General features: G+C 70.9%; 22 protein-coding genes. 13 read left to right on the forward strand and 9 right to left on the reverse strand.

The features are described from left to right. Positions 1–132: 132 nt before the first annotated feature. On the reverse strand, positions 133–948 hold the full coding sequence (locus J4H91_RS10360) for a suppressor of fused domain protein (protein WP_208046190.1): 816 nt from the start codon (positions 946–948) through the stop codon (positions 133–135). An 84-nt stretch (positions 949–1032) separates the two neighbouring features. Between J4H91_RS10360 and J4H91_RS10365 the strand changes: the two genes are divergently transcribed. Further along, complete coding sequence (locus J4H91_RS10365; protein WP_208046191.1) at positions 1033–2100, forward strand: LLM class flavin-dependent oxidoreductase; 1068 nt, start codon at positions 1033–1035, stop codon at positions 2098–2100. A gap of 13 nt (positions 2101–2113) precedes the next feature. Here the strand turns inward: J4H91_RS10365 and nagA are convergent, their stop codons facing one another. The 4 genes from nagA to J4H91_RS10385 all read right to left on the reverse strand — a co-directional run bounded on the left by nagA (position 2114) and on the right by J4H91_RS10385 (position 6695). Further along, positions 2114–3370, reverse strand: coding sequence for an N-acetylglucosamine-6-phosphate deacetylase (nagA, locus tag J4H91_RS10370; RefSeq protein ID WP_341783514.1), 1257 nt, complete (start codon positions 3368–3370; stop codon positions 2114–2116). Next, positions 3367–4164, reverse strand: coding sequence for a glucosamine-6-phosphate deaminase (gene nagB, locus J4H91_RS10375; protein WP_208046192.1), 798 nt, complete (start codon positions 4162–4164; stop codon positions 3367–3369). Before nagB ends, nagA begins: the two co-directional genes overlap by 4 nt. A gap of 81 nt (positions 4165–4245) precedes the next feature. Continuing rightward, a complete protein-coding gene (locus tag J4H91_RS10380; RefSeq protein WP_208046193.1) occupies positions 4246–5205 on the reverse strand; it encodes an N-acetylglucosamine kinase in 960 nt (319 codons plus the stop codon). Beyond that, a complete protein-coding gene (locus J4H91_RS10385) occupies positions 5202–6695 on the reverse strand; it encodes a sugar porter family MFS transporter (RefSeq protein WP_208046194.1) in 1494 nt (497 codons plus the stop codon). The genes J4H91_RS10380 and J4H91_RS10385 overlap by 4 nt, the downstream gene beginning before the upstream one ends. Positions 6696–6805: 110 nt before the next feature. Here J4H91_RS10385 and J4H91_RS10390 point away from each other — a divergent pair, with 110 nt between their 5' ends. The 11 genes from J4H91_RS10390 to J4H91_RS10440 all read left to right on the forward strand — a co-directional run bounded on the left by J4H91_RS10390 (position 6806) and on the right by J4H91_RS10440 (position 17224). Next, a complete protein-coding gene (locus J4H91_RS10390) occupies positions 6806–7504 on the forward strand; it encodes a GntR family transcriptional regulator (protein WP_208046195.1) in 699 nt (232 codons plus the stop codon). A gap of 269 nt (positions 7505–7773) precedes the next feature. Further along, entirely contained in the window at positions 7774–8961 is a 1188-nt protein-coding gene (locus J4H91_RS10395) for an ROK family transcriptional regulator (RefSeq protein WP_208046196.1), read from the forward strand. An 85-nt stretch (positions 8962–9046) separates the two neighbouring features. After that, entirely contained in the window at positions 9047–10378 is a 1332-nt protein-coding gene (locus J4H91_RS10400; protein WP_208046197.1) for an extracellular solute-binding protein, read from the forward strand. Positions 10379–10460: 82 nt separating this feature from the next. Then, a complete protein-coding gene (locus J4H91_RS10405; RefSeq protein WP_208046198.1) occupies positions 10461–11384 on the forward strand; it encodes a carbohydrate ABC transporter permease in 924 nt (307 codons plus the stop codon). 26 nt (positions 11385–11410) lie between these two features. Continuing rightward, a complete protein-coding gene (locus tag J4H91_RS10410; protein ID WP_208046256.1) occupies positions 11411–12289 on the forward strand; it encodes a carbohydrate ABC transporter permease in 879 nt (292 codons plus the stop codon). Then, complete coding sequence (locus J4H91_RS10415; protein WP_208046199.1) at positions 12286–13935, forward strand: glycoside hydrolase family 3 N-terminal domain-containing protein; 1650 nt, start codon at positions 12286–12288, stop codon at positions 13933–13935. The genes J4H91_RS10410 and J4H91_RS10415 overlap by 4 nt, the downstream gene beginning before the upstream one ends. Next, positions 13932–14831, forward strand: coding sequence for an ROK family protein (locus J4H91_RS10420; RefSeq protein WP_341783515.1), 900 nt, complete (start codon positions 13932–13934; stop codon positions 14829–14831). The genes J4H91_RS10415 and J4H91_RS10420 overlap by 4 nt, the downstream gene beginning before the upstream one ends. A 113-nt stretch (positions 14832–14944) precedes the next feature. Then, a complete protein-coding gene (locus J4H91_RS10425) occupies positions 14945–15397 on the forward strand; it encodes a GNAT family N-acetyltransferase (RefSeq protein ID WP_208046200.1) in 453 nt (150 codons plus the stop codon). 5 nt (positions 15398–15402) lie between these two features. Further along, a complete protein-coding gene (gene rarD, locus J4H91_RS10430; RefSeq protein WP_208046201.1) occupies positions 15403–16305 on the forward strand; it encodes an EamA family transporter RarD in 903 nt (300 codons plus the stop codon). A 9-nt stretch (positions 16306–16314) separates the two neighbouring features. Next, a complete protein-coding gene (locus tag J4H91_RS10435; RefSeq protein WP_208046202.1) occupies positions 16315–16623 on the forward strand; it encodes a metal-sensitive transcriptional regulator in 309 nt (102 codons plus the stop codon). A 49-nt stretch (positions 16624–16672) separates the two neighbouring features. Then, positions 16673–17224 carry a chlorite dismutase family protein gene (locus J4H91_RS10440; protein ID WP_208046203.1) on the forward strand — a complete coding sequence of 184 codons (552 nt, stop codon included), beginning with the start codon at positions 16673–16675 and terminating at the stop codon, positions 17222–17224. 46 nt (positions 17225–17270) lie between these two features. Here J4H91_RS10440 and J4H91_RS10445 read toward each other — a convergent pair whose 3' ends face one another. Together J4H91_RS10445 and ccsB are read right to left on the reverse strand one after the other, a co-directional pair. Further along, positions 17271–17804, reverse strand: coding sequence for a DUF308 domain-containing protein (locus tag J4H91_RS10445; RefSeq protein ID WP_208046204.1), 534 nt, complete (start codon positions 17802–17804; stop codon positions 17271–17273). A 43-nt stretch (positions 17805–17847) separates the two neighbouring features. Further along, complete coding sequence (gene ccsB / locus J4H91_RS10450; RefSeq protein ID WP_424960843.1) at positions 17848–18855, reverse strand: c-type cytochrome biogenesis protein CcsB; 1008 nt, start codon at positions 18853–18855, stop codon at positions 17848–17850. A 135-nt stretch (positions 18856–18990) separates the two neighbouring features. On the opposite strand from ccsB, the gene J4H91_RS10455 reads away from it, so the two are divergent. Continuing rightward, positions 18991–20826, forward strand: coding sequence for a glycerophosphodiester phosphodiesterase family protein (locus J4H91_RS10455; protein WP_208046205.1), 1836 nt, complete (start codon positions 18991–18993; stop codon positions 20824–20826). A 77-nt stretch (positions 20827–20903) separates the two neighbouring features. Here the strand turns inward: J4H91_RS10455 and J4H91_RS10460 are convergent, their stop codons facing one another. Both J4H91_RS10460 and J4H91_RS10465 read right to left on the reverse strand, forming a co-directional pair. Beyond that, positions 20904–21896: an SRPBCC family protein gene (locus J4H91_RS10460; protein WP_208046206.1), complete on the reverse strand. Its 993-nt coding sequence runs from the start codon at positions 21894–21896 to the stop codon at positions 20904–20906. A gap of 113 nt (positions 21897–22009) precedes the next feature. Further along, positions 22010–22348, reverse strand: coding sequence for a metalloregulator ArsR/SmtB family transcription factor (locus J4H91_RS10465; RefSeq protein WP_208046207.1), 339 nt, complete (start codon positions 22346–22348; stop codon positions 22010–22012). Between the last annotated feature and the right edge of the window lie 114 nt (positions 22349–22462).

A 22462-nucleotide genomic window follows, 5' to 3' on the forward strand; every position in this document is an offset into this window, starting at 1 on the left:
TGGAGCGGGCCTTCAATTTGATGAAGCAGTGGCGAGGGCTCGCTACGCGCTATGACAAACTCGCGGTGACCTATCGAGCCGGGGTTGTGATCGCAGCGATCCTGACCTGGCTACGCATATAGGAGACACGCCCTAGTCGTCCTCCAGGGTGTAGGCACCCGAGTCGTCGGTGAACAGCGCCGTCTGCCCCGGCCTCGCCTCGCGCACGAAACCCGCGATCCAGGGGTATCGGGTGAGGAACGTATCGACCGACCACACCTCGTGGTTGGCGGCATCATCCATGTAGGCGTCGGACTCCAGGCCCGTGACCGACTGCAGCTCGCCGCCGGTGAACGTGACCCAGCGCGGCGGATGATCGGCGTGCAGCTTCGAGAGGAACACGGGCGCATTGCCGCGCAGCCCGGGGTTCGAGACCGCGTCGTCCCGCTCGACGTCCAGCAGGGCGTCGAGCGAGCCCGCGGCTTCGACCAGCGCTTCCCAGCCCTGCGCCGACACGAACGCGGCCTCCGCATCCGTGAGCAGCCGCAGGGTGCGCAGGTGACCCACGAGTGCCCCGTCGGACGCCCGCACCTCGTCGAACGCGGCGCCCCACCGCGACGGCGTCACCAGGATCGCCGAGATCCGCGTACCGCTGAGAAACGGCTCGCTGTTGCGCCACGGGGCCCCGACCGGGGGTACCCGGTGGTTCGCATGCATGTCGTCGCAGACGATCTGCATCGCGATCCGCGCCGCGCCCTCCTGCCCTTCCTGCACCTCGACGGCGAGCTCGACGCGCTCGCCCGAAGCGCTCGGCAGACGCGAGGCGCCCAGTGTCATCAGGGTGATCGGGCCGTCTTCCGGGCGCTTCTCGACCACGCGGACCGCACCGCCGATCGGGTCGACGTGCACCAGGGGCTCGACTCCGAGCGCGTCGAACACGTGTGCGGGGAAGGCCTGCTCCTCGGTCATCCCCTCAGTCTGGCAACTGGCTATCGCGGCGGCAAGAGCGGGGCGGCGCGGAATACCCTCGCCGCGCACACCGTTGCATCGGGCATGACCGCATTGCAGGCAGTGCCGGGCGCAGGCCCCGACGAACTCATCCTCGGACTCGACACCTTCGGCGACGTCACCGAGACACCGGAAGGCGGGCGCGCCTCTCACGCGCAGGTGCTGCGCGATGTCGTGGAGCAGGCGGCCCTCGCCGACCGGCTCGGCGTCGACGCGATCACCCTCGGCGAGCACCACCGCGACGACTTCGCCCTGAGCGCTCCCGAGATCGCGCTCGCCGCGATCGCCGGGCGCACCGAGCGCATCCTGCTCGGCACGGGCGTGACGGTGCTCTCGAGCGACGACCCGGTGCGCGTGTACGAGCGTTTCGCCACTCTCGACGCCGTGAGCTCTGGCCGCGCCGAGGTGATCCTGGGCCGCGGCTCCTTCACGGAGTCCTTCCCCCTCTTCGGATACCGCCTCGAAGACTACGACACCCTCTTCAGCGAGAAGCTCGACCTCTTCGCGAAGCTGCGCCACGAGGGGCCCGTCACCTGGTCGGGCCGGCACCGCAGCCCGCTCGTCGAGCAGGAGGTCTATCCGAAGACCGAGCAGGAGAGCGGCGTGCGCGCCTGGATCGGGGTGGGCGGCAGCCCGCAATCCGTGCTGCGCACGGTGCAGGTCGGCATTCCGATGATGCTCGCGATCATCGGCGGCGACCCCGCCCGCTTCGCCCCGTTCGCGCAGCTCTACCGGCAGACGCAGAGCGAACTGGGCCGTGCGCCCATGCCGCTCGGCGTGCACTCGCCGGGTCACGTGGCGGAGACCGACGAGGCCGCGAGGGATCAGCTGTGGCCGCACTTCGAGGCGAACCGCAACCGCATCGGCGCCGAGCGGGGCTGGCCCGCGACCTCCCGCGCCGAGTTCGAGCGCGAGGCCTCGGCCGGATCCCTCTACGTCGGATCGCCGGAGACCGTCGCGCAGCGCATCGCGTCGACCGTGCGCACCCTGGGCGCCGACCGCTTCGACCTCAAATACGCGAACGGCACCATGCCCCACGAGCAGCTCATGTCGAGCATCGAACTCTACGCGACGCGCGTGATCCCTCGCGTGCGCGAGCTGCTGCGCGGCTGAGGGCGGAACCCGCTCAGCGGAGGCGGGGCGCCCGCAGCACCTCGACGACGCGCAGCTCGCCGTCGAGCACCGCGGCGTCCATGAGCCGCCCCTGGGCCAGGTCTCCGACCTCGGACCAGCCGAGCGCGCGCGCGGGGTTCGCCGCCGTCATGCGGACGGCCGCCAGCAGCGCGTCCTCCGCGTCGTCGCCGTGACGCTCCGCACCCCGCACCCACGCGCGGAACAGCCCGTCCATCGTGGCCGTGCTGCCCGCGATCGTCTCACTGCCGACGAGGCGCGCGACGCCGCCCTCGACCTCCACATCGAGCGCGCCGAGCCGGTAGTCGCCGTCGCCGCAGACCGCCGCCCCCATGGCATCGGTCACGAGCATCGCGCGATCAGCGCCCGCCCGGTCGGCGGCCCAGCGCGCCAGCTCGGGGTGCAGGTGCGTCCCGTCGGCGATGAGCTCGATCGCGACGCGCGGATCCTCGAGCAGCGCGAGCACGGGCCCGGGCTCCCGGTGGTGCAGCGGCCGCATGGCGTTGAACAGGTGCGTCGCGATCGTCGCACCGGCGTCGATCGCCCTCCGCGCCGTCGCGTAGTCGGCGTCGGTGTGACCGACCGCGACCCGCACCCCCGCGGCGGTGAGTCGGGCGATCGCGTCGATGGCGCCGGGCAGCTCGGGTGCGAGCGTGACCATCGCGAGGGATCCCTCGCCCGCCTCGATCAGCGCGTCGATCTCGGAGGGACCGGGGGCGCGCAGCAGCGAGGGATCGTGCGCTCCCGCGCGGGCCGGGCTCAGCCAGGGCCCCTCCAGGTGGATGCCCCGCACCTCCCCCGCCCCGACGAGGCCCGCGAGCATGCGCACCCCCGCGAGCAGGCGCTCGGGGGTGTCGGTCACGAGGCTCGCCATGCCCGTCGTGGTGCCGCGGCCGCGGTGCGCAGCTGCGGCGAGGCGCGCGCGGTCGAGGGACCCCTCGGTGTAGTCGGCCCCGCCGCCGCCGTGCACGTGGACATCGACGAAGCCGGGCACGAGCGTCGCCTCGCCGAGGTCGCGGGTCGGTGCCGTCTCGGGCGCCCCGCTGCCGACCGCGGTGATGCGGCCGCCCTCGAACGAGACCCAGCCGGGGGCGTGCACCGCAGACCCGGTCACCACCCGCGCCGCCGTGACGGTGCCGTCGCGGGCCTCGGTGACGGCACCGGGCGGCGCCTCGGCACCGGACCCGTCCGTGGGCCCGGCTGACTCCCGGCGTGCGACCGACTCCCGGCGCACCGCACCGTCGGCGGTCACGCGCCGACCCCCGGCAGCCGCTCCTGCACGTGCTCGTGGTAGTCGGTGAGGCGCAGCTTCGACGCGGCGGCCCGGTCGATCACCACGACGGCGTCGGGGTGCAGCTGCAATGCGCTCGCCGGGCACACGCTCGCGAGCGGCCCCTCGATCATCTGCGCCACGGCGTCGGCCTTGGCCTCTCCCTGCGCCACGAGCAGCAGCCGCCGCGCCTCGAGGATCGTGCCGAGCCCCTGCGTCACGCAGTGCACCGGCACCTGTTCGGGCGAGTCGAAGAAGCGAGCGTTGTCGGCGCGGGTCTGCGGCGCCAACGTCTTGATGCGCGTGCGCGAGGCGAACGACGAGGTGGGCTCGTTGAAGCCGATGTGGCCGTTCGCCCCGATGCCGAGCAGCTGCAGATCGACGCCGCCCGCGTCGCGGATCAGGCGCTCGTACTCGGCGCATGCCGCCTCGAGGTCGCTCGCCGCGCCGTCGGGCACGTGCACGCGCGCGGGGTCGAGGCCGAGCGGCTCGGTCACCGTGCGGCGGATCACCGAGTGGTAGCTCTCGGGGTGCGCCGGGTCGAGGCCGACGTACTCGTCGAGCGCGAAGGCGCGCACGCCGGTCGTGTCGAGCTCGCCCGAGCGCACGCGCTCGGCCAGCGCCGCGTAGGTGCCGAGCGGCGAGGACCCGGTGGCGACGCCGAGCACGGCGGGGCGGGCGGGGTCGCTCGCGGCTCGCGCCCGGATCACCGCGGCGATCCGATTGGCTGCGGTGGTGGCGACGGCGTTCGCGTCGGGGACGATGGTGATCTCCACGGGATGCTCCTGGGGTGTGCGACGGGTTTCGATGGGGCGGGCGGCCGTCGGCGGGTTGCGGCTGCCGGTTTTCGGACGGGGTCAGGCGGCGGCGAGGGCGAGCGCGAGGTCGACGGCTCCGTGCACCGGGTCGCGGTCCAGCACGCGGATGTCGCCGTAGCCGCGCGACTCCAGGCGCTCGCGCACCGCGCGCTGCAGCAGCGGCTGGTGCACGAGCTGGCCTCCCGCGAGCACGACCGGGCCGGTCAGCCCGAGTCTGCCACCCGCGCTCGTGGCGAAGAAGGTGAGGTGATCCGCCGCGCCCGAGACGATGGCGCACGCCGTCGGGTCGCCGTCGTGGGCGAGTTCGAAGACGACCCGGGCCCGGGAGGCCCAGAAGCGGCGCTCGGGGTTCGCGGTGAAGTGGTCGAGCAGCTCGGCCGGACCCTGCAGGCCGCAGTCGGACGCGAGCTGCTGCGAGAGCAGATCGGCCGGTTCGCCCTGGTCGACGCGCTCGAGGGCGTGGCGCATGGCCATGCGCGTCACCCAGTAGCCGCTGCCCTCGTCGCCGAGCAGGTAGCCCCAGCCGCCGGCGCGGGCGGTGCGCCCCTGCTCGTCGCGGGCCCAGCCGACAGAGCCGGTTCCCGAGATCACGGCGATCCCCGAGCCGACTCCGGCGGTCGCGAGCAGCAGCTCGGAGTCGTGCACAACGCTCACCCGGGCTCCGGGCCGATGGATCGCGAGCAGTTCGCGGAACCGCAGGGCCGCGGGCGCGGTGTCTGCGCCCGCCACGCCCGCGATGATCGCAGCGAGCGGCGCATCGACGATGCGCTCGAAGACGCTCCTGAGCTGCCGCGCGGCCTCCTCGACGCCGACTGAGGCGGGGTTCGCGCTGCCCGCGAGCACCTCGGCGAGCACCGTCTCGCCGTCGGAGAGGATCGCGTGGGTCTTCGAGCCGCCGACGTCGAGCCCGAGTACGAGCCGCCGGGATCCCTCGCCCCCGCCTTCCCCTCGCGCGCTCAGCGCCCCGAACCGCTCGGGATCGCGGTCTTCGGCGGTCATGCGCGGCCGCCCGCGTCGCCCGTGCCGGCTCGCTCAGCGTCATTCACGCCGATGAGCCCCGTCACATCGGCCGGCCACTTGCCGCCGTTCTTCCAGTACACCGAGATGTCGTCGAGCGGGCGCCCCTTGGTCTCGGGAGCGAACTTCAGCACGAAGAGGAACGCGACGATCGCGAGACCGCCGAGGATCGCGAAGACGCCCGCCCCGCCCGTCGACTTGAGCAGCGGGAGGAAGGCGACGCCGACGATGAAGTTCGCGACGAGGTCGCTCGTGAGCATCGTGCTGGAGCCGAGCCCGCGCAGGTGCGACGGGAAGGTCTCGCCCGCGTACACCCAGACGAGCGCGCCGAATCCGAAGGTGAAGCCGACGTTGAAGAGCACGAGCCCGAGGAAGCCGAGGGCCACGAACCCGCCGTCGAGGCGCACATCGGTGGGATCCTGGCCGGCCGCTCCGAACATGAAGGTGACGACCATGATCGCGCCCGCGGCCACCATGATGCCGATGCCGGTGAGCAGCACGGGCCTGCGGCCCATGCGATCGACGAGGCTCATCGAGACGAAGACGGCGATGAGACCGATCACCTGCACGAGCGCGGGGAGGCCGAAGATCGCCATGTGATCGCCCGAGTCGAAACCCATCGCCTTGATAATCTGCGGGCTGTAGTAGACGATCGCGTTGATGCCGGTGATCTGCACGAAGAAGCCCAGCATCACCACGAAGAAGGCCGCGCGCAGGTAGGGGCGGCGCAGCATCTCCCCCAGCCCCTGCAGCACGGAGGGGCGGCCGCGGCCCTCGGCGAGCTCGGCCTCGACGACCGCGAGTTCGCGCGAGGGATCGGCCTGCGGGTCGATCTGTCCGAGCACGCGCACCGCGTCGTCGCGGCGTCCCTGCATCATGTACCAGCGCGGCGTATCGGGCGAGCGGAGCAGCATGAGCGTGATCACCAGACCGGGTACGGCGGCCGCCCCGAGCATGACGCGCCAGTTGCCCGAGGGCGCGAGGCCCCACGCGAGCAGATAGCCGAGGATGATGCCGAACACCGTCGCGACCTGGTACATCACGAGCAGGGCGCCGCGGATCTTCGTCGGAGCCGACTCGGCGACGTACATCGGTACGACGACGATCGAGATGCCGATCGCGACGCCGAGCAGCACGCGGGCGATGGCGAGCGAGGGCACGTCCCATGCGAGCCCGGAGAAGAGCGAGAACAGGGTGAACGTCGCCGCGACGAACACCATCATGAGCTTGCGCCCGTAGCGGTTCGCGAACGCGCCGCCCACGATCGCGCCGAAGATCTCGCCGAAGATCACGTACGAGGTGAGGAGGCCCTTCTCCGCCTCGGACGTGATGCCGAAGTCGGCGGAGATGAAGTCGAGCGCCCCGCCGATGTTCGAGGAATCGTAGCCGTAGATGATGCCCACGGCCGCGGCCGCAATGGCCACGAGGATTGCACCCCGCGAGGATGTGCGGAGGTCTTTCAGAATGCCCACGTCGGCACCTTTCGTCGTTCGAGGTTGTTCCGGGTCCACCACCCGATCAAAAGGACTAGACCAATTTGATGTGCTTAAGATAGGCATAGACCAATCGAGGTGTCAAGCACATGACGATCACGCCCAAGTACTACACGCAGAAACTCCGCATCCTCGAACTCATCGAGGGAGCGCAGCCGGGCGACCCGTTGCCCACGGAACGGGAGCTCGCAGAGCGGTTCGACACCTCGCGCACGACGATCCGCCAGGCGCTCACCGAACTCGTCATGGAGGGCAGGGTCGAACGAGTGCAGGGCCGCGGCACCTTCGTCGCCGATCCCCCCATCATCACGGTGCGCCAGCTCACCTCCCTCAGCGAGGATCTCGACGCGACCCGCCTCGAGAGCGACGTGCTCGGCATCGAGGAGGAGCCGGCGACGGCCGAGGTCGCCGCGGCCCTCGGGGTGCCCCCCGGCGCGACAGTCACCCGCGTCGACCGCGTGCGCCGACACGCCGGATCGCCGCTCGCCCGTGAGATCGCCAGGCTTCCGGGACGCTACCCGGAGCTGCACGAGCGGCTCGCCGAGCGCGGATCCCTCTACCGCACACTGGAAGAGGTCTACGGGATCGCCATCGCCTCGGTCGACGACGAGATCGCCACTGAACTCGCCGACCCGGCTGAAGCGGCGCTGCTCGGCATCGAGGTCGGCCTTCCCCTCCTCGTCGCGAGGCGCACGGCCCGCGCGAAGGACGGCGCCGCGGTCGAGTTCACGCGCTCCGTCTTCCGGGGGGATCGCTTCCGCTTCCGCGCGAGCGCCACGCGGGCCTGAGCGGTCGCGCGGGATCCCGGGCCTCCCCCGCCCCGCGCCGCCCGCACACAAACACACACCTCCCCGCCCGCACCGAACACGACGCTTCCAGCGAGACCGACTGTTCCGGGGGCGCTGAAATCGTCGGTCTCGCCGAAACGGTCGGTCTCGCCGAGAGAAGCGACGAAGCGCAGCCGATGGTCGCGCCGCGCATCACAGTTCGGTCACGACCGCTCCGGACAGGGAACCCGCACTTGCGAATATTTAGTTCGTAAGTTTTACTAACTCACATGACGGCCGCAACGCAGCGTCCCGGGAGCCCCTCCGGCCCTGGCTCGCGCAGGATCTCCCCCGCTCCCCGCACGAGCCCCCTCCGGGTCGGCCTGCGCGCCACCCCTGGCGACGCGAAGCAGCACAACCGCACGCTCGTGCTGCAGACCCTCTACCTCTCGGGCCCCCTCAGCCGCGCCGACATCGCCCGGGCGACCGGCCTCACCAAGGTGACCATCTCGGGCCTCGTCGCGGAGCTCATCGGCGAGGGCCTCGCCCACGAGCTCGGCCAGCAGGAGTCGCAGCGCCCCGGCAAGCCTGCGATCCTCGTCGACCTCGCCCGCGAGGCGCACGCGGCGGTGTGCATCGACCTGAGCGACCACCTGCTCCTCCGCGGAGCCGTGATCCGCCTCGACGGCGAGGTGCTCGCTCGCCGAGATGCGCCGCTCGACGGCGCAACTGGCGAAGCCGCCCTAGAGCTCGCGATCGGCCTCGCAGTCGAGCTGCAGGCGGCGAGCGCGGCGCCGCTGCTCGGCGTCGGCATCGGCACCCCCGGCGTCACCGACGACGACGGCGTCGTGCGCACCGCGCCCAACCTCGGCTGGGAGAATCTGCACCTGCGCGCCGCCGTCGAGGAGCGCACGGGCCTGCCCGTCTCGGTCGGCAACGACGCCAACGTCTCGGCGCTCGCCGAATACGGCTCGGGGCGCACGAGCGACGACTTCATCCTCATCACCATCGGCCACGGCGTCGGCTCCGGCCTCGTCATCGACGGCCGCCCCGTCAAGGGCCACCGCTTCGCGGCCGGCGAGATCGGCCAGGTCATGGTCGGCACGGATCTCGGCCTCGACGCCCCCTACTCCCGGGAGCAGGTGCTCGAGCACTGGCTCTCAGTGCCGCGGCTCAACGCGGCGCTCGACGACGCTCCGGCCGACGCGCGCGAGAGCGTCCTGCGGGAGGCCGGCAGCCGCCTGGGCGTTGCGCTCGCTCCCGTCGTCGGCGCCCTCAACCTGTCGGAGATCGTGCTCGCCGGGCCGGCCGAGCTGCTCGAGGGCACGCTCATCGACGCCGTGTCCGACATCCTGCACCGCCGCACCATGCCCGACACGCACGACGCCCTGCATCTGCGGCTCAGCACGCAGGGCGAAGACCTGGTGCTGCGCGGCGCGCTCGCGATCGTGCTGCAGGACAGGCTCGGCGTCTCATGACGGCGAGGGATCCGCGATCCCTCGCCCCATCTCACCCCATACCGCGCACCGGCAGCAGCCGGACGCACACCGAAAGGAAAACACCATGAAGAGAAAGCTCGCGGGTCTCACCGCCGCGGCCGTGGCTTCCGCTCTGCTGTTCACCGGCTGCAGCCAGGGCGGCTCGGGCGGCGGCGAGGGCGATTCGATCACGATGTGGGTCATCGGGTCCGACACCCCGAAGGAGGCGCGCGACTACCTCACCTCCGAGTTCAAGGAGCAGACGGGCGCCGACCTCAAGATCGAGGAGCAGACCTGGGGAGACATCGTCACCAAGCTCACCACTGCGCTCCCCGACGCCGAGAACACCCCCGACGTGACAGAGATCGGCAACACGCAGTCGCCGACCTTCACGAACGTGGGCGCCTTCCTCGACATCAGCGACATGTACGACGAGCTCGGCGGCGACGACCTGCTGCAGTCCTTCGTCGAGGCCGGCGCCGTCGAGGGCAAGAACTACACCCTCCCCTACTACTTCGGCTCGCGCTACGTCTTCTACCGCAAGGACGTGTGGGAGGCCGCAGGCGTTTCCACTCCTGCGACGCTCGACGAGTTCAACGCCGCGGTCGCCACGATCGCAGAGAAGAACCCCAAGGGCATCGACGGCTTCTCGGGCTTCTACCTCGGCGGTCAGGACTGGCGCGACGGCATCTCGTGGATCTTCGCGAACGGCGGCGACATCGCCGAGTTCCAGGACGGCGAGTGGAAGGCGACCCTCGACTCGCCCGAATCGCTCAAGGGCCTCGAGCAGCTGCAGCAGATCTACCGCACCGCCTCGAACGCGCCGAACGATGCGAAGGATGCGAACCAGTACCAGTTCCTGAACGACTCCGACCAGGTCAAGGACGAGGACGGCAACGTCACCGGCGACCTCTCGCTCTCCGCCGCGACCATCATGGCCCCGGGCTGGGCGCACTGGTCGATCGGCGACCTCGTCGAGCAGGACGGCGAGATGGTGCGCGAGTGGAACGACGACACCTTCGGCACCCTCGTGCTGCCCGGCAACGACGGCAAGCCCGCCCCCGTCTTCGCCGGCGGATCGAACATCGGCATCTCTGCGAAGTCGAAGAACCCCGAGCTCGCCAAGGAGCTCATGCAGATCATCTTCTCCGAGGAGTACCAGAACATCCTCGGCGAGAACGGCCTCGGCCCTGCGAACCAGAAGTACGCCCACTCCCTCGGCGACGACCAGTTCGCCCAGGCCCTCGTCGAGTCGGCCTCGAACTCGAAGCTGACCCCCGCCGCGCCCGGTTGGGCCGCGATCGAGGCGAAGAACATCATGGAGGAGTTCTTCGCGCAGATCCGCGACGCCGAGGATCTCGAGCAGCTGGCGAAGGACACCAACGCCAAGCTCGATCCGCTCCTCAACCAGAAGTGATGCGGCGGGCGGCGGATCCCTCGTCCGTCGATGAGGGATCCGCCGCCCACCCATCCTCACGAACCCACCCGAAAGGCCCGCGATGAGCACCGCTCCCGCACCTGCGCCGCCCAGGCGGCGCAGGTTCCGCATCACGCCCTACGCCCTGCTGCTGCCGGCCACCCTCATCGTGCTGCTCGCGCTCGGCTACCCGATCGTCTGGCAGCTCATCACCTCGATGCAGCACTTCGGGCTCGCGCAGCAGTTCGGCCAGCCGCCGGAGTGGGTCTGGTTCGGCAACTACATCGAGCTCTTCACCTCGAAGACGACCTGGCTGGTCGTGGGCCGCTCGGTCGCGTTCTGCCTCCTCACCGCGGGCGTCACGATGGTCGTCGGCCTCGCCCTCGCGCTGCTCATGCAGGCCGTCTCCACCGTCGCGCGCATCATCCTGCAGGTCTCGTTGCTGCTCGCGTGGGCCACCCCCGTCGTCGCGGCGATGACCATCTGGAACTGGATCTTCGACTGGCGCCGCGGCCTCGTCAACTGGGTGCTCACCAGCGTCGGCATCCCGATGCAGGGCCACAACTGGCTGCAGGATCCGCTGAGCTTCTTCGGCGTCGCGCTCGTCATCGTCGTCTGGATGAGCGTGCCGTTCGTCGCGTTCTCCATCTACGCCGGCCTCACGCAGGTGCCGGGCGAGGTGCTCGAGGCCGCGCAGATGGACGGCGCGACGCCCTGGCAGCGCCTGCGCGACATCGTGCTGCCGCTCGTCAAACCGGTGCTCGGCATCGTGATGCTGCTGCAGATCATCTGGGATCTTCGGGTCTTCGCGCAGATCAAGCTGCTGCAGGATCGCGGATCCCTCGCGAGCCAGACCGACGTTCTCGGCACCTACATCTACCAGCTCGGCGTCGGGTCGAGCGACTTCGCCATGGCCAGCGCGATGTCGATCTTCGTGCTCCTGCTCACGATCGCGCTGAGCTGGGCCTACGTCCGCAATCTGCTGAAGGAGGATGAGCAGCCGTGAGCAGCACGTCTCCCCGCACCTCGACCATGACGGCGCCACTCGGCGTCGTGAACCGTCGCGGCCGCGCGAACCCCAAGCGCATCACGAGGGCGCTGCTCGGCGCGCTGGCCGTGATCATCGCCCTGATCTGGGTGTTCCCCGTCTACTGGATGCTGAACTCGTCGCTGCTGTCGAACGCGGTGCTCGAGCGCACCACGCCGACGCTGCTGCCCCTCGGCGGATCCCTCAGGAACTTCATCTCGGTGTTCGAGGACGGCGGTTTCCTGCGTGCGCTCGGCGTGAGCCTCGCGGTCGCGGGCATCGCCGTGACCTGCTGCCTCGTCTTCGCCTTCCTCGCCTCGCTCGCCATCAGCCGCTTCCGCTTCAAGGGGCGCCGCGGCTTCGTGCTCGCCGTGCTGTTCATCCAGATGCTGCCCGCGGAGGGCATGTTTATCGCGCAGTACAAGCTGATGGACGGCATCGGTCTGCTCAACTCGGTGATCGGCGTCAGCATCATCTACATCGCGGCCGTCGTGCCCTTCACGATCTGGATGCTGCGGGGCTTCGTCGCGGGCATCCCCGCCGATCTCGAGGAGGCGGCGATGGTCGACGGGCTGAGCCGCACCCAGGCCTTCCTGCGCATCACCTTCCCGCTGCTCGCGCCGGGGCTCATCGCGAGCGGCGTGTACGCCTTCCTGCAGGCGTGGAACGAGTTCACGGTCGCGCTCGTGATCCTGCAGGACTCGGGCACCCAGACCCTCCCGCTCTGGTTGCGCGGCTTCGTGCAGCAGTCGGCCTCGCGCGCGATCGACTGGGGCGAGGTGATGGCGGCCTCGACGCTCGTCGCGGTGCCGGTGATCGTGTTCTTCATGTTCGTGCAGGGCCGCATGACGAGCGGCATGGTGAGCGGGGCGGTGAAGGGATGAGCGAGGGATCCGGGGGCGCCGCATCGCGCACCGCTCCGGCCGAGGGCGACCGGTCCGACCTCCGCCGCGAGGTCCGCGCGACGCTCATGCCGGGCTTCGTCGGCTTCGACGCGCCGGAGTGGCTGGTCGAGGCCCTCGGCGACGGCCTCGTGGCGAGCTGCGTCTACGGCGCCAATGTGAGGGATCGGGAGCAGCTCGCCCGTCTCGGCGCCGCCCTGCGCGCGGCGGGGCCCGACTCGCTCATCGCGATCGACGAGGAGGGCGGCGAGGTGACCCGCCTGCACTACCTCGAGGGCGCGCCGTATCCCGGCGCCGCGGTGCTCGGGAGGATCGACGACCCCGACTACACGGAGGAGATCGGACGCCGCGTCGGGCGCGACATCCTCGCCTCCGGCTTCAACCTGGCGCTCGCACCCGACGCCGACGTCAACAGCAACGCCGCGAACCCCGTGATCGGCACGCGCAGCTTCGGCGCCGACCCCGCGCTCGCCTCGCGGCACGTCGAGGCGTGGGTGCGCGGACTGGAGAGCACAGGGGCGGTCTCGTGCCCCAAGCACTTCCCCGGCCACGGCGACACGGCGCAGGACTCGCACCTCGCGCTGCCCGTCGTCGACGCGCCCCTCGAGGTGATCGAGCGGCGCGACCTGCCGCCCTTCCGCGCGGCGATCGCCGCCGGTGCGCGCACGATCATGACCTCGCACATCCTCCTGCCGCAGCTCGACCCCGCGGGCCCCGCGACCTTCAGCCGCGCGATCCTGCACGACCTGCTGCGCGAGCGGCTGGGCTTCGACGGCGTGATCGTCTCGGACGCGCTCGACATGGCGGGCGCGAGCGGCGAGATCGGCGTCCCCGAGGCGGCCGTGCGCGCGCTCGCGGCCGGGTGCGACCTGCTGTGCCTCGGCACCGGAACCGACGGGGATCGGTTGCACGGGATCGAGCAGCACGTGCTCGACGCCGTGCGCGAGGGGCGCCTCGATGAGGCGCGCGTGCGCGAAGCCGCGTCGCGCGTGCGCGCGCTCGCGAGCGGTGCGGCGTCCGGGGACGCGTCGCCTGTCGCGTTCGCGCCGGGGACCGCGGCCGGAACCGCCGATGCGGGGGCCGGATCCCTCGCCTCCGCCACCGCCGATGCACCGGATGCACCGGATGCCGCCATCGTGGCGCCCGCCTCGCTCGCCCGCGAGCTGGAGCGCATCGCCGCGAGCTTCGACGGAGCGGAGACCGCCAGGGCGTGGTTCGCCGACCACCCGAGCGCCTGGGTGCTGCGCATCGACGCCGAGGCCAACATGGCCGTCGGCCATGCGCCCTGGGGACCGTTCGCGGCCGCCGCGCACCCGCTGCCCGGAGGCGAGCCCGCAGCCTCGGCCTTCGCGAGGCGGCCCCTGATTCCGGTCGACGAAGCCTCGACCCCGCTCTGGCCGCTCGAGGAGCTGACCGAGCAGGGCGCCGTGGTGATCGGCCGCGACATCCACAGGCGCGCCTTCGCGCGGGAGTGCGTGGACGGGCTGCGCGCCGCGGGCGTGCCCGTGCTCTGCGTCGAGGCGGGCTGGCCGGGTACGGAGACCGGATACGCTGATCTCGCCTGCTTCGGCTCCTCCAGACTCGTCGGCAGCGCGCTCCTGGCACTGATGGAAGGCGGCACCCTGTGACCTCCCCCGCTCGCATCGGCATGGACATCGGCGGCACCAAGACCGAGGCGATCGCGCTCGACGAGCTCGGCCGGGTCGAGGCCACCGTCACCCGGCCCACCGTGAGCGGCGCGGAAGGCGTGCTCTCGACTGCCGAGGCGGCCGTCGCCGAGCTCGCCGAGCGCACGGGACGCACGGGCTTCGCATCGATCGGCGTCGGCCTGCCCGGTCAGATCGACCGGCGGTCGGGCGAGGTGCGCAACGCCTACAACATGGGCATCGACTCACTCGCGATCGGACCCGAGCTCGGCCGCCGCACCGGCATCCCAGTCTCCATCGACAACGACGTGACGGCCGCCGCGATCGGCGCCGCGCACCTCATGGAGCTGGGCGGCACGGTCGCCTACCTGAACCTCGGCACGGGGGTGGCCTCGGGCATCATCGTCGACGGCGCCCCGCTGCGCGGCAAGCTCGGCATGGCCGGCGAGATCGGACACCTCCCCATCGGACGCCTCGGACGGCCCTGCCCCTGCGGCCAGACCGGGTGCCTCGAGACCGAGGCGAGCGGTTCGGCGCTCAAGGCCTACTGGCCGGCGGGCGGGGAACACCCCGGCCGCACGCTCCTGACCGCGGCGGCCTCGGGCGATCGCGACGCCCGCCGCTGCTTCGAACTCCTCGTGCAGGGCGCCGCGAGCGCGATCCGCCTGCTCGGGCTGTCGCTCGACCCCGACTCGCTCGTGATCGGCGGCGGTCTGCGTCTGCTGGGCGCCCCACTGCGGGACGGCATCAGGGACGAGCTCGCGCGCTGGGAGGCGGAGTCGCCGTTCCTCGCGGCTCTCGAGCTGAGTCGGAGATTCCAGCTGCTGCCGGAGGGATCCCCCGCCGCAGCGGTGGGCGCCGCGCTCGCCGCAGGCTGAGGGCGCCTCTTCCGTCGGTCGAGCGAGCGCTTTCCACCGCGCCGCACCCGAGAATTCACCGGCCCGTAGCGCATGAGACTTGCGCATCCCCCACCACCCGCTAGCCTGGATCCATGAACGCACTCCGCCTCGAAGAACTCTCGGCATCGACCATCGTCGCGGTGAACGCGCTGGGCCTCAAGCCGGGCCAGGAGCAGTTCATCACGCCGGTCTCCTACGCCGCGGCCGCAGCGGTCACCCCCGCGCACTCGGCCTGGCAGCGCGTGGTGCTCGACGACGATCGCGTCGTCGGCTTCGTCCACGGCAACTTCGATCCGGACGCTCCGCAGGAGGAGTTCCGAGCCGCTCTGTGGCGCATCAACGTCGATGCGGAGGCGCAGGGCAAGGGCGTCGGCACGTTCGCGGTGAACGCGCTCATCGAGGAGGCCCGCCGCCGCGGAGTCGACCGTCTCACGGTGCTCTGGGAGCGCGGCGAGGACGGCCCCGAGGAGTTCTTCCTCCACATCGGGTTCAAGCCGGTCGGCGAGACGCCCTACGGCGAGGTCATCGGCGCGATCGACCTCTGACGAGGTTGCCCGGCCCGATCGGGTCCGGCGCGCGAGGGGTACTGGTCTCGGTATCCTCCTCGGTCCTGTTCGCCGGCGTCTACTTCTTCACTCCGTACCTCGCTCCGGCATCCGCCGAGGGGCTTTGGGGTCTGCGCTTCCTGCTCACCATTCCGTTGATCGTGCTGGTGCTGCTCTCCTCGCGCGCGTGGCCCCTGGCGTCCGCGATCGGTCGCCGCATCCGGGCCAAGCCCGCTCTGCTGCTCCCCCTCTGCGCGTCGTCGGTGCTGCTCTCGGCGCAGATCTGGCTGTTCGGCTGGGCGCCGCTGCACGGCAGAGGGTTGCAGGTGGCGCTCGGGTACTTCCTGCTGCCGCTCGTGCTCGTGGTCGTCGGACGCATCCTCTACCGCGATCGCCTCACGCGGTGGCAGTGGGTCGCCGCGGGCATCGCCGCGGCGGGCGTGGTCTTCGAGTTGTTCCGCGTCGGCGGCATCTCGTGGGAGACGCTTCTGGTGGCGGGCGCCTACCCGGTCTATTTCGTGCTGCGCCGCTCGCTCGGCACGGGACACCTGGGCGGCATGTTCTGGGATTTCGCGCTGGCCGCGCCTGCCGCCGCGTTCTTCCTGATCCGCGAGGTCGTGGCGACCCCGGCGCTCGCCGAGAACCCGACGCTCGTCTGGCTGGGCCCGCTGTACGCCGTGGTCACGGGGCTCGCCCTGGTCTGCTACCTCACCGCTTCGAAACTGCTGTCGCTCAGTCTCTTCGGGCTGCTCAGCTACCTGGAGCCGGCGCTGCTGATGGTGGCGTCGCTCGCGAACGGCGAGCAGATCACCCCGGGCGAACTCGTCATGTACGGTGCCATCTGGGTCGCGGTGCTCGTGATCCTGGTCGGTGGAGTCGTGCAGCTGGTGAGGGCCAGACGGGGGTAGAGTGCTCGCATGAGTGAAGTCTCCTGCGAGTCGCACGAGGGCCACGGCTACATCGAGCACAAGGACGAACTGCTGAAGCGCCTGCGCCGCGCCGAGGGTCAGGTGCGCGGCGTCCACCGCATGGTCGAGGAGGACGCCTACTGCATCGACATCCTCACCCAGGTCTCGGCTGCGACGAAGGCGCTCGAGCGGGTGGCGCTCGCGCTGCTCGACGATCACCTGAGCCACTGCGTCGCCCAGGCGGCCGCGGAGGGCGGCGAGGTCGCGACCGAGAAGCTCAAGGAGGCGTCGGACGCGATCGCGCGCCTGGTGCGGTAGGGATCGCACCCCCTTGCGGCAGGGCGCCCGCACGCGGCACCATGAGGTCATGAGCGAAACGACCGTAGACCTCCCCCAGCACGTCTTCACCCTCTTCGCGGTCTTCCGCCTGAGCTCGTCGCACCCCGTGGTGCTCGACGGCCGCGACGTGCCCGGCATCGTGCAGGAGCTCGAGGACGTCGTCGATGTGATCGGCGACGAGGGGGTGACGGTGCGCGGCTGGTACGACGCGAGCGGGCTGCGCTCCGACGCGGACCTCATGGTGTGGCTGCGCGGCGGCGCGGGCGAAGACCTGCAGTGGGCGCTGCGCGAGTTGCGGCGCAGCTCGCTGCTCAAGCCGCTCATCCGCACGTGGGGCGCCGTCGGCGTGCTCGACGGGTCCGAGGCGCCCGACGAGGAGGAGCCGGCGCTGTGGCTCGCGGTGCGCGCACCCGATGCGCCGCTCGAGACCCCGTCGACGCTGGAGGCCGACGATCTCTCCGGGCTCGCGCGCCTGCTGGCCGATCACCGCCTCGAGGGCAGGCACGCGGCCGGCGTCGACGCCGAGGTCTACGTCGGCCGTCTCATCGAGCCGGTCGAGATCATCGAGGTGCTGCAGTAGCGCGCCCGCGGGCCGGGCGGTCCTTCGGGCGAGGGATCCCGATCCCTCACCGGAGCGCGCGCCGCAGAGCGAGCGCGGTCCACACGAGCGAGGAGCCGAGCAGCAGCATCACGAGACCGCCGAGCACGGCCACGAAGGCCAGCGCGACCCCCGGCCAGACGAGAGCGACGACGCCCGTCAGGATCACGATGATCGCGGGGACGAGCACGGCGGCTCCCCCGCCGGCCCGCACGCCGACCGTCAGCCAGAGCGCACCGATCAGGATCACCGCGGTGCCGAACAGCGTGACGATCACGTCGGCCGTGAGCCCCGAGAACACCATCGCCAGCACGCCGCCCGCGATCAGCACGATGCCCGCCGCGACGGTTGCTCCGTTCGAACGCTGACGCACGAGCAGCGCGAGGCCGTTGGCGATGAGAGCCGACCCGAACAGCACGGCGAGCAGCCACGACGCCGCGAAGAACGGCCACAGCAGCAGCCCGCAGCCCGCGAACAGCACGAGCACCCCGACGGCGAGCGGGATCCACCACGGGAAGCGGCGCGTCGGCGCATCGCCTCCGGAGACGATCTCCCAGCTCATGCTCCCCCGATCCCTGTCGGAACGACCGCGCCCCTCGTCAGGCCTAGAGGCCCGAATAGGCGTGAAGCCCCTTGAAGAACACGTTGACGATCGTGAAGTTGAAGATCACCGCTGCGTAGGCGATGACATTGAGCCATGCCGAGCGGGTTCCGCGCCAGCCGCGCGTCGCCCGCGCATGGATGAAGCCGGCGTAGAGCACCCAGATCACGAAGGTCCACACCTCTTTCACGTCCCAGCCCCAGTAGCGGCTCCACGCGGCCTCGGCCCAGATCGAACCGGCGATCAGGGTGAAGGTCCAGAACACGAAGCCGATGATCGCGAGCCGGTAGGCGATGTCTTCGAGGCGCACCGCGCTCGGGAGCGTTGCGAGGAAGCGCAGGGCTCCCTGCTCCCCCTCGGCTGCGGCCTCGCGCTTCGTCTGCAGCAGTTGCAGGATCGACAGCCCGAACGAGAGCGTCAGGAAGCCGACCGCGAGCACGGCGACGAGGATGTGGATGACGAGCCAGTAGGAGTCGAGCGCCGGCTGCAGCGGCACGATCTCGACGTAGAAGTTGACCTTCGAGATGCCGAGGAAGAGCACCGTCATGCCCGTCACGAGCGTGCCGAGGAAGCGCAGGTCGACGAAGAACTGGACGACGAGGAAGATGAGCACGATCGCGCAGGTGGCGGTGAGCGCGAACTCGTACATGTTGGCCCACGGCACGCGACCCGCGCCGATGCCGCGCAGGATGGTCGCCGCGAGGTGGATGGCGAAGCCGAGCACGGTGAGCGAGAAGCCGATCCGCAGGGATCGCGACCGCTTCGGCTGAGGCGCCTGCTGCACCGGGGCAGTCGTCCGCGTAAGGGTCGCCACGCCGCCCGAGGCCCCGGAAGCCCCGGCCGCCAGTCGGGTCTCGTCGGCACGCGCCGATCCGGCCCGGGCAGCCCCTGCCACCGCCGCGTCGCCGCTGCGGTTGGCCAGGTCGACCGCGTAGAAGACGAACGCGATCGAATACACGATCATCGCCGAATAGAGCGCGATCGTCGAGTAGGTTTCCAGCTCACTCACCACAGTTCTTCAGGGTAACCGCTCGTCGCCGGGGGATGGCTGGGAGTATGGGGCGGCGGCAGTTGCGGCGAGGGATCCTGTCGCCCGGATCCCTCGCCCCGCGATCCCTCGCCCACCGGCCCCGATAGACTGAGGCGCATGGTGAAATCCCGCCCCGGACAGACCGGAGTCTGGCGCGAGACCGGTCTGCTGCTCGCCGAGGGCACCCGTCTCGTGCGCGCGGGCGGCGCCAGGCTCGCTGCGCTGATCCTCGCGTGCCAGTTGGTGATCCTCGGCATCGCGCTGCCCGTGATCGGTTGGCTTTACCGAGAAGCGCTCCGAGCCGCCGGCATGCACGGCCTCGACATGGGGCAGTTGCGCATCGGGCAGGGCTTCACGCTGACTGCAGCACTCATCGTGCTGATCATCGCGATCGCCTTCTGGCTGATCTCGATGCAGTTCGCGCTGCTCGTGCTGCTCCTGCGCAGGCCGGGCCTCGGGTGGAGGGATCTCGGCCGCGAGCTCGGGCGGGTGGCGCGCAGACTGCTGCGACCGGGCTCAGGCGCGCTGCTGCTCTACCTCTTCCTGCTGCTGCCGCTCACCGGCTTCGGCTTCACGTCGGTGCTCACACGCGGCATCGCGATCCCCTCGTTCATCTCGGGCGAGCTCGCGAAGAGCGTGCAGACGGGCATCGGGTTCTCGCTGTTCCTGCTGCTGCTCGTCGCGCTCAACGTGCGGCTCGCGCTCACCGTTCCCGTCTTCGTGCTGACGACGGGCGGCAGAGCGGCCAGGTCGAGCTGGCGTCTGACGCGGGGGCTGCGCGGATGGGCGCCCATCGCGCTCTCCGTCGGCACGGTGCTCGGAGTGTTCGCGACGCTCGGCACGCTGCTCGCGGTGATCGCGATCCTGCCGACCGCACTCTCCGATGCGGTCGCGCCCGGAGCGTCGCCCGTCGTCGCCGCCTACTCGCTGGGAGCGGCGCAGCTCGCGGGCCTCATGCTGAGCGGGCTCGCGACGGCGGCGGTCGCGGCCGTGCTCATCACGGCCGTGCTGCGCGGAGCGGAGCGGTTGCCGGCCGGGGTGGAGCTCGCACCATCCCCGGCGCGGGGCGAGGGACCCCGCCCGCCCCGTCGCCTCGCCGGCATCGTCACCGCGGCTGCGGTCGTCGCGGTGCTCGGCTTCGGCACGGCGGGCGTCGGCACCATGCAGCGGCTGTCGGAGTACCCCGAAACGCTCGTGCTCGCCCACCGCGGGTTCTCGGACGGCGGAGTGGAGAACACGATCGGCGGGCTCGAGGCGGCGCACGAGGCGGGCGCCGACCTCGTCGAGATGGACGTGATGCAGACGCGGGACGGCGAGTTCGTCGCCATGCACGACGCGACGCTCGGCCGCCTCGCCGGGCGAGCCGACGCCGTCAAGGATCTGACGCTCGACGAGCTCACCTCGATCACGGTGCGAGATCTGCACGGGCACGAAGACCTGATCCCCTCGCTCGCGGACTACGTGTCCCGCGCGCAGGAACTCGGGATGCCGCTGCTCATCGAGATCAAGCTCGGCGGCGGCGAGACCCCCGACCATGTGGAACGGCTCGTCGCCGAGCTGGAGCGGTTGGACGCGCTCGAGAGCAACATCTACCACTCGCTCGACGCGCCGAGCGTGGAGCGCCTGAAACTGCTGCGCCCCGACCTCACCGTCGGCTACACGATGGCGTTCGCCGCGGTCGATGCGCCCGACACCCCGGCCGACTTCATCGTGGTCGAGGAGTGGAGCGCCACCGAGCATCTGCAGGGCGCCGCGCTGGCCGCCGGGCTCGGCTTCATGACCTGGACCGTCGACGACGAGTCGGGCATGCGCGAGCACCTGCGACGTGGCACCGACGGCATCATCACGGACCATCCGGACACCGTGCTGTCGCTCCGCGACGAGATGCAGGACGAGACGGGGCTCGCAGCCGCGCTCTTCGACATCGTCGAGCGCTTCGTCACGGTCGGGTGAACCGCTCCCCCGAGCACGCCGATGGGCGAGGGATCTGCCGCCCGGAACCGCGCGGCAGGATCCCTCGCCCGCGTGGCTCAGGCCGCGAGCACCTCGTTCTCGAGGCGCGCGTAGCTCGTCTCCATGCCGTCGACCATGCCGGTCGCGAGGATCATCTCGCGGGTCGCGGCATCGGGATAGGTGATGAGCAGCGAGACGAGCGTGCCGCCCTCCACCGGGGTGAGCGTGAGCTCGTTGATCGTGACCGGGCTGTTCTCGGCGTCGGGATCCTCGGGCGTCCACATCGCCTCGGTGGTCACCGAGCGGTTCGGCGGCGAGATCTCCTCGACGACACCCGTGAAGCCGAAGCGCTGCCCATCCGCCGAGTTCTCCCAACCGCTGCGGTAGCGCTGCCCCACCTCGGTCGCGACCTCGCAGATCGGCATGGTCCAGCCGTCGGGGCCCAGCTGCCAGCGGCGCAGCAGCTCGGGGTCGTGGTGCGCGCGCCACACCTGCTCGCGGGAGCCGCGCACGATGCGGTACGTGCGGGCCTGCGTGTCGCCGATGAGCTGCAGCTCAGTGCCCCGTCCCGCCGCGAAGGAGGCGAGATCCTCGAACACGGCGTCCATCTGCCCCATCGCCTCGCGCATGCCCTCGGCCTGACCCATGGCCAGGATCTGCTCCATGTCCTCGCTCGACTCGAAGTAGCTGGTGATCGTGACCCGCGAGCCCAGGGCGGTCTCGGCGAAGTCGAGCACCATGCGTCCCTCCGGCAACTCGGTGTTCGGGGTGCCGTCGTCGTGCGCGAAGCCGTCGCGCACCTCGAAGGAAGCGGGTGCGTCGACCGCCACCCACTTCCAGTAGCCGTGGTAGCGCTCCCCCTCTGGGCCGGTCATGTAGTACTGGCTGAGGCCGCCGGGCTCGGCGTCGTGGCGCAGGAAGGTGGCGGGGTACTCGGGCGGGCCCCAGAAGCGTTCGAGCTGGCGGGGATCGACGTAGGCGTCCCAGAGCCTGCGCACGGGAACCGTGAAGTCCGCGATCACGGTCAGCGTGAGCGCTTCGGGGTCGGTGACGACTTCGGTGACGGGCATGATGTTTCCCTTCTTCGGGTGGATCTGTGGGTCTGATGCTTCGGAGATGCAGCGGCGCGGTCGGCTTCGGACTCGGGTGCGGTGCAGCGGACTGCGTCGCGGTGAGCTCGGTGTCAGGGCTCGCTCGCGAATAGAGCGTCGAGCCTGTCGATGCGGGATCGCCAGATCTGCTCGAAGCGACCGAGCAATTGCTGCGCTCTGCGGATGGTTTCCGGATTGCCTTGGATGATGCGCTCCCTCCCTCTGGCGGTGCGGGCGACGAGGTCGGCCGCCTCGAGCACGGCGACGTGCTTCTGCACGGCCGCGAACGACATGTCGTAACGCCGCGCGAGCTCCGAGATGGAGGCCTCCTCGGCAAGGGTGCGGCGCACGATGTCGCGGCGCGTGGCGTCTGCGAGCGCCCGGAAGATCCGGTTCACCTGCTCGTCGGACAGTTGCTCCTGCACATCCACGTTCTCACCCCATTCATACAACCATTTGGTTGTATGCTAGATCGCTCGCTGCGCCCGGTCAACCCCGAACGAAGAATCGGTGCACGCAGCCCGAAGGACCCGCAGCCTAGGGGG

It is taken from the genome of Leucobacter ruminantium, assembly GCF_017565705.1.
Classification (GTDB): Bacteria; Actinomycetota; Actinomycetes; order Actinomycetales; family Microbacteriaceae; genus Leucobacter; species Leucobacter ruminantium.

Excerpts from the sequence above, each read along its gene's own strand:
- J4H91_RS10400 (WP_208046197.1), top strand. The coding sequence starts at position 9,047 with ATGAAGAGAAAGCTCGCGGGTCTCACCGCCGCGGCCGTGGCTTCCGCT.
- J4H91_RS10365 (WP_208046191.1), top strand. The coding sequence starts at position 1,033 with ATGACCGCATTGCAGGCAGTGCCGGGCGCAGGCCCCGACGAACTCATC.
- J4H91_RS10445 (WP_208046204.1), bottom strand. The coding sequence starts at position 17,804 with ATGAGCTGGGAGATCGTCTCCGGAGGCGATGCGCCGACGCGCCGCTTC.
- J4H91_RS10440 (WP_208046203.1), top strand. The coding sequence starts at position 16,673 with ATGAGCGAAACGACCGTAGACCTCCCCCAGCACGTCTTCACCCTCTTC.
- J4H91_RS10390 (WP_208046195.1), top strand. The coding sequence starts at position 6,806 with ATGACGATCACGCCCAAGTACTACACGCAGAAACTCCGCATCCTCGAA.
- J4H91_RS10360 (WP_208046190.1), bottom strand. The coding sequence starts at position 948 with ATGACCGAGGAGCAGGCCTTCCCCGCACACGTGTTCGACGCGCTCGGA.
- J4H91_RS10395 (WP_208046196.1), top strand. The coding sequence starts at position 7,774 with ATGACGGCCGCAACGCAGCGTCCCGGGAGCCCCTCCGGCCCTGGCTCG.
- J4H91_RS10455 (WP_208046205.1), top strand. The coding sequence starts at position 18,991 with ATGGTGAAATCCCGCCCCGGACAGACCGGAGTCTGGCGCGAGACCGGT.
- J4H91_RS10405 (WP_208046198.1), top strand. The coding sequence starts at position 10,461 with ATGAGCACCGCTCCCGCACCTGCGCCGCCCAGGCGGCGCAGGTTCCGC.
- J4H91_RS10435 (WP_208046202.1), top strand. The coding sequence starts at position 16,315 with ATGAGTGAAGTCTCCTGCGAGTCGCACGAGGGCCACGGCTACATCGAG.
- J4H91_RS10460 (WP_208046206.1), bottom strand. The coding sequence starts at position 21,896 with ATGCCCGTCACCGAAGTCGTCACCGACCCCGAAGCGCTCACGCTGACC.
- J4H91_RS10380 (WP_208046193.1), bottom strand. The coding sequence starts at position 5,205 with ATGACCGCCGAAGACCGCGATCCCGAGCGGTTCGGGGCGCTGAGCGCG.
- J4H91_RS10425 (WP_208046200.1), top strand. The coding sequence starts at position 14,945 with ATGAACGCACTCCGCCTCGAAGAACTCTCGGCATCGACCATCGTCGCG.
- J4H91_RS10410 (WP_208046256.1), top strand. The coding sequence starts at position 11,411 with ATGACGGCGCCACTCGGCGTCGTGAACCGTCGCGGCCGCGCGAACCCC.
- J4H91_RS10415 (WP_208046199.1), top strand. The coding sequence starts at position 12,286 with ATGAGCGAGGGATCCGGGGGCGCCGCATCGCGCACCGCTCCGGCCGAG.